This window comes from Variovorax sp. Soil_C_17, from assembly GCF_057657265.1.
In genome coordinates, this window is record NZ_JBDGIT010000031.1 from 1 (window position 1) to 5,904 (window position 5,904).

The 5,904-nt window shown below is 62.3% G+C and carries 5 protein-coding genes and 1 pseudogene; 1 reads left to right on the forward strand and 5 read right to left on the reverse strand.

Features of this window, described 5'->3' with window-relative positions; translation table 11 throughout:
- Nucleotides 1–304 precede the first annotated feature (304 nt).
- Nucleotides 305–460: pseudogene (locus tag AC3A6Y_RS34785) on the forward strand (transposase); the annotation flags it as partial.
- A 27-nt stretch (nt 461–487) separates the two neighbouring features.
- Here AC3A6Y_RS34785 and AC3A6Y_RS34790 read toward each other — a convergent pair.
- From AC3A6Y_RS34790 to AC3A6Y_RS34810, 5 genes are all read right to left on the reverse strand, one after another.
- Entirely contained in the window at nt 488–679 is a 192-nt protein-coding gene (locus tag AC3A6Y_RS34790; protein ID WP_487872764.1) for a hypothetical protein, read from the reverse strand.
- A gap of 18 nt (nt 680–697) precedes the next feature.
- Entirely contained in the window at nt 698–2,077 is a 1,380-nt protein-coding gene (locus tag AC3A6Y_RS34795; protein ID WP_487872760.1) for a S8 family peptidase, read from the reverse strand.
- Nucleotides 2,011–3,009 (reverse strand): S8 family serine peptidase, encoded by a 999-nt coding sequence (locus AC3A6Y_RS34800; RefSeq protein ID WP_487872761.1) that lies wholly within the window; start codon nt 3,007–3,009, stop codon nt 2,011–2,013. The genes AC3A6Y_RS34795 and AC3A6Y_RS34800 overlap by 67 nt, the downstream gene beginning before the upstream one ends.
- Nucleotides 3,010–3,062: 53 nt before the next feature.
- Complete coding sequence (locus tag AC3A6Y_RS34805; protein ID WP_487872762.1) at nt 3,063–4,064, reverse strand: AAA family ATPase; 1,002 nt, start codon at nt 4,062–4,064, stop codon at nt 3,063–3,065.
- 559 nt (nt 4,065–4,623) lie between these two features.
- On the reverse strand, nt 4,624–5,778 hold the full coding sequence (locus tag AC3A6Y_RS34810; protein WP_487872763.1) for a DNA-binding protein: 1,155 nt from the start codon (nt 5,776–5,778) through the stop codon (nt 4,624–4,626).
- Nucleotides 5,779–5,904 lie beyond the last annotated feature (126 nt).

Sequence of the window (5,904 nt, forward strand, 5' to 3'; positions counted from 1 at the left end):
AGGTTCAGCCGCCGCTCGCAGCGTAGCCACAGGGAAAAGATGCTGCGCTGCACACCCCCAGGAAACAGATGCTCTCCACTAGGAGACTGCGCGGCAGAAGCGTGACGCGCGCGCAGGCTCCTAGTGCGCTGTCCCGCAATAGCTGCGCAGAATGAAACCGATGGATTTCGGCCCAAGGCAAGGCGCAAACCGCAGCGATACCCATAGGTATCGCGAGCATTTGCAACGCCGCACTGGGTCGAAAGACGCGGTTTCATACGCAGTTACTTGTGGGACAGCACACCTAGGGGGTGATCGCGCGGACACCTGGCAGCGTTGCCGGGTGCACTTCATGCGCAACGCCCTGGCACATGCCGGCAAGACCCAGCGGCGCATGGTCTCGGCCGCCATCGGCACGGTCTTCGTGCAGGACTCGCCCGATGCTTCCCGCGCCCAGTGGCGAAGCGTCGCCGATCAAGTGGAAATACACACCGGTGGTCACCGAGCGTCAGTGTGCCCCTGGCACTGCGACGGCAATCATGTTACTGATGGGGGTATAGATGTCCACGTCAACCTCGTCGAGCACCTCCAGCGTAACCAACAGCGCGTACCGAACCGTCAGTAGCTCGTCCTGCGCAGACGAAGCATCCTTCCACCACCCGCCAACAGGAAACACCGCCACGTGGGTTCTGTCGGCCATCTGCGCCGCTGTCCCGAATCAAGTGTCCGAGTGCAGCGATCCACTGGATCGCAGCTGCGCGCCCCAGAGCCACTGCGCACCGTCTGGATCCGAACCCACCCCCTGGGCCAGCTCGCCACCGGCCTCACGGTCAATGCGGTTGATTCGCTGATTAAAGCGCTCCACGTTCTCCGTTGACGCCTGTACTGCAAAGCGCAGGCCGTGGGATTGGTAACGAAACTTGCTTCGCCAGCCACGCCGACTTGGATTGGGTTCTACAAAGTAGGAAAGAGTCACACGCATGGCTACCGTGGCGTGCGGATGATGGCGTAGCTGGGTGCTCGGCCACGGCAGGCTATGCAGGTTGAGCTTGCCAAGTTTGATGTGACCGTCTTCGCGAACGTACGGAGCGATGGTTTCCTGCACCAACAGGGTCGCTCGGCGCGAGGTCGATTCCAGCGCGTGCTCGAGCGAAACACATCCGTAGCCGTAGCGGCGCAAGAATGTTTCCTTGTGGTGCTTCAACGGCACTGCTGGCCAATTGGCGCGCATGGCCGGCGTCACTTGGGCCGTATGCACAATCAGCGCCCGCCGGGCCTCCGGCCAATAGCTGGGATAGCGAGCCTGAACCGACGCGGCCACACGGGCGACTTCCGCCGCGGCGGCACTCGTATCGCCGGATTCGGTCAGGGAAGACTGCGCGGGCTGATGTGAAGTCGTGAGGACGCGCAGGCTTGCTGGTCCCACGGTCGCTGTGCCAGGCCATTGAGCGTCCAAGCAGCCGTTGCCACCCTCAGCTACCACATCAGGCTTGAACGGCCATGCCCGGCCCCACTGAAGGGAAGTGGTGGAGGAGGGCGAAAGACCTCCAGATGCCGCGATTGGTGTGAGAGACGGCCATTGGTTGGCGTCGACATTCGTCTTCAGGGTGTAGGCCCCCACGGTCAATGCGTTCCACGATTGCGCGGGATCCTCCGACGGACTGAGATCGTTGATCGCAGGATGTTGGTGCCACAACGGCCAGCCGACATTGCCAGCGGCCAGGATGAACAACCGCTCCGGGCCCTTGATCTCGATTCCGGGCTGATCGAGCGCGGGAGGCGAGTAGCCAAAGGCAAGTTTGTCGATGGTTGCAGACCACTCAGTGGGCATGCCGGCAGAACGGCCCTCCGCGGTGGTCATCATTGCAAACGTTCGGGGCCGCCCTGGCGCATGATCCTCAGCCAACTTAGTCGCGCGGGCCGTAACCCATCCATAAAGGTGAGGCGCGTTGCTGCCCTGCGGCGGCAAGATCTTTACTGACTCCAATCGATGGGGAAGGACGACCTCTTCCCGCGAGGCGAGAGGCCCACTCAGATCGCCATCATCGCAATTCCGGCCATCTGGGTTCCGTGACCCTCGTGGTCGCTCGCCAGCCATTCGGCGTGAACAGCATGACAATCCTCGGGCGCAGCAAGATGCGCGAGCAACGGGTGGCCCGTGTTGAGGCCCGTGTCCAGCAAGGTGATGTGCGGCCCTTGGCCCAACGATGGCGCGGCGGTTCGCTGAGCGAGGTCCTGCACCCATTCGGCCTGCTCGTAGGGACGCAGTTCCTCCAAAAAGAACTGGGCATGCGCTGGCACGCCGCGTACCTCAGCGACTACATCAAGCAATCCGATAGCTTGCTCCAGACGCGCTCGGGTAGTGTGCGCAGCCATGACAACCCGGCCAGGGAATGTGACAAAGCCAGCCTCGGTAGTGATGCCAAAGCCTTCCGCCGCGGCGGCAAATACATCGCGATCGTCCTTGGCCGTTTCATGGGTGCGACGAAGCCAGATTTGGTACCAGGCGTCTTGATCTTGCGCAGGCGGTGGCTCCAGGTCTGTCCACAACTCTTGAAAAACTGCGCGCCGGAAATGAGCGATAGCATTGACGAGGGCAACGTTGACAGGTTTGACCACCCCATTGCGATCAGGCTTGCCATCCCTCTCCAAGTACTCCCGCACCCGCCTCTCGAACGCTGCAAGCTTTCCCTCGGGCACATGCAGCGTCACGATCTCTCTGGCGCCAGACGACGTAACGCAAAGCACCTCGATACCTTCGCGGCGCCACTCCAGCTTGTTGTGAAAATCCAGATCCCATCCGGATTCGATCTCCAGCGAGATCGCCATGCCTGCGTCAGTGCCGATACCGGCCTCGGCGCGTGCAGTTCGCAAGTCCTGCTCAATGGTTCGCAATCGGTCCAGTTCCCGGAGTAGGCGTCGTCCGCGCTGGACTTGCCTCGCCTGATTCGGAATGGTGATGATGACTTGCCGGGTCGACCGGAAGGCTCGGCGCTGCGTGCGGCCAGGGATAAGAAGATGATCAGGCATTCAGGCTGGGCTTCCCCTCATGTATCAAGGAGAAACTTTAGCGCATTACCTGATCAGTCGACGCGCTGCAATTCGTGTTGCGCGAGTACGCGCTCCTTCAAATGGGTGATGACGCTGGCCGATGAAACGTGCTCGTCGTGCGCAAGAACGGCATCCTTCATCGCATCGTTGCAGGCGCGCACGATATCTGAGTGAGACAGGCCGCGGGCATGTTCTGCCAAGTCCCGAGAGGCCAACGTTTTCGGCGCCAAGAGGGCGAGAGCGTTGCGCAGAAGCAGCTCAACTTGCTCGTCGTCGGGTAGCGCGTACCGAATGACATCGTCGAACCGACGGAACAGTGCCGTGTCGAGTGCCTTACCGTGGTTGGTTGCAGCGACGATCAAGCTGTCTGAATTGTCCTGCTCAATCAGCTGCAGGAACATGTTGAGGGTGCGCCGCATTTCGGCCACGTCGTGCTGGCCGCCACGCTGCAAGCCCAGAGAGTCGAACTCATCGAAGAGGTAAACGCCGCGTGTGGCCTTGAGGGCCTCGAAAACCAGCCGCAGCTTCGAGGCGCTCTCGCCCATGAACTTTGTGATCAAGCTATCGAAGCGCGCCACGAAGAGGGGAAGGCGAAGTTCAGTCGCAAGAACGCTTGCCGTCAACGTCTTCCCCGTTCCCGGGGGCCCCACGAGCAGCAGCTTGCGACGCGGCGATAGGCCATGATGGTTCAAGCGCTCGTGCTGACGCTGCTCTGTCAACACACGTTCGATCTTCTGCTGGACCGTGTTAGGAACGACCAATTGATTGAGATGCTGCTGCGGATAGTGGACGGTAAGCAATTCCGCCAGTTCGCCCTTTGGCTGCCCAATCGGCGATGGACGCACGCGCGATGGCGACCTGCGCGCAGCTTGCTCGCGCGCGAAATCCACGAGCTTCTTGAGCTCGTCGGCAAGTTTTGTGTGTCCGCGCTGCGCCTCGTCCGCAGCTACCTGCAGAGCAACTGAGAGGAACTGATCCTCTTCGTTGCCGGCGAAGGCGCGAAGTAATGCTTTGACTTGGTCCGCGCGTGCCATGGGGAATCTCTCCAACCCGTCGATGGTAGAGGACAAGACCGCCACATCTCCTGACATCGATGGATAGTGCTATTATTGCACTTAGCTTGTGATAATTGCAACGACCCATTTATACTTTCCCCGCTCGCAGCACGAATTGCTGCGCAGCGCGCGAGGCCAGAAGACCCAAGCCGCCTTCGCAGCGGAGTTGGGGGTGGATCGAACTTGCCTATGTCGCTACGAGAGGGAGCAGTTGGGCGCGCCGGTTTCGGTGATCAATGCGTGTCTCAAGCGTGTTGCGAGCGAAATGGATGCGGCGGGGAGCCCATTAGAAATTGCACTGAAGCACGCCAGAAACGTCGTGAGCGAGTTGGAATCAGCCGCTGCGGCGGCCCACTCCACAGAAAGGCATGTGCGATAGCTGCACATGCCCGAGGCACACGCCACGGCACGCGCGAAACGCAGTCTGTCGCCGCTCTTCAGCGCGTTGCGAGCTATGCTCGGGCCGCACCTGTTCCACCTGGTTGGTTTAGGAGTGCCCGAGGTGTACAGAAACCCTCCTGCAACCCCGGCGGCGCCTTCACTTTGACGGGCCGCTCGCGGGTCCCTTGGGCCGGGCCCGCGACTTCGCCGCCGGCTTTCCCTGGATTTCGAGCTTGGCCTGGGTGTCGAGCGCCTTGGCCAGCAACTGCCGCGTCGCTTCATGTGCAGACTTTTCCTCTTGCAGCCGAGCATGCATGTACCGGCCGCGCTCCAGGAACGACTCGCCATCGCTTTTCGCCTTGGCCAAGTCCACCGCCTGGGTCGCCAGTTGTTCGCGCAGCTCGCGCTCGACCTGCTGCGCGGCCTGCTGAGTCTCGCGCAGCCGCTGACGCCCGGCCTCCAGCGTCTGCGCCGCGGCCTCTTCGCTCTGGAGCCGCCGTTGCTGCTCCCGGGCGGCCCCGGCCTCGGCCTGCTTGGCCGACTGGCGGGCGCGGTCGACGTCTTCGAGCATCCGTCGCTCCTGGGCGGCATGTCGTTCTTCAGAGCGACGCAGGTCCTGGTCCTTGACCGCGATTGTCTCGGCGTGCTCACGGCGCATGACCTCCTGCGTCTCGGCCGCCTGAAAGAGCAGGGCGGTGAGCCGCTTGATCTCGTCCTCCAGCCCGCCGCGCACCCGGTGCGCCTCGATGGCGTGCTCCTTGAGCTGCCGCTCCAAGGTTTCACGCGCCTGCTGCGAGGACGCCAGCGCCGCATCCAGGCTGACGCGCGCCTGCTTGAAAGCTTCCTCGCGCTGCACCAGCACACTTTGCGCCTCGGCCAGCGCCTCTTCGCGCGCCTGAAGTTCCGCGCGTACCGCCGCCGCTTCGGCTCGCTGGACTTCCTCGGCCTCGCGCCGGGCAGTTTCCCACAGCAGCTTCGCCGCGTTCCGGACCCCCACCGGCATCCCGTCGGCGTCGTTGCCCGCGGGCTTGCCGGCGCCCGCCTGGACACTCACCAGCCGGTCTCCGAGCGACGCAAACCAGCGCTCAAGCATCGGGCTCACCGTGTTGGGCGAGCCGCGCCCGATCTTCAGGCGCACGCGCTCGATGGTGGGCCGCTTGCCTTCGGCGAGCAGCGCATCCGCGGCCGCGAACACGTCGGCTTCCTGGATGCCGCGGCTTCTCAATTCTGTGACTTGGCTCATATCCATCCTTTTTTCTTGGCCTGGGGGCCCACCGGCCGGCCGCAACTTCACAACCGACCTGAACTTCACGCTCGAACTTCCTGATTTCAGGTACTCTTCATCCGCCCTCCTTTACCCACGATAAGGGAGCGTTATCGGTACTTATCCATGTATGATGTAGCAAATCATACGTGATACGTATCAGAATTGCATGCG

Coding starts and splice junctions, on each gene's coding strand:
- AC3A6Y_RS34805 (WP_487872762.1), bottom strand. CDS start 4,064: ATGGCACGCGCGGACCAAGTCAAAGCATTACTTCGCGCCTTCGCCGGC.
- AC3A6Y_RS34795 (WP_487872760.1), bottom strand. CDS start 2,077: ATGGCTGGCGAGCGACCACGAGGGTCACGGAACCCAGATGGCCGGAAT.
- AC3A6Y_RS34800 (WP_487872761.1), bottom strand. CDS start 3,009: ATGCCTGATCATCTTCTTATCCCTGGCCGCACGCAGCGCCGAGCCTTC.
- AC3A6Y_RS34790 (WP_487872764.1), bottom strand. CDS start 679: ATGGCCGACAGAACCCACGTGGCGGTGTTTCCTGTTGGCGGGTGGTGG.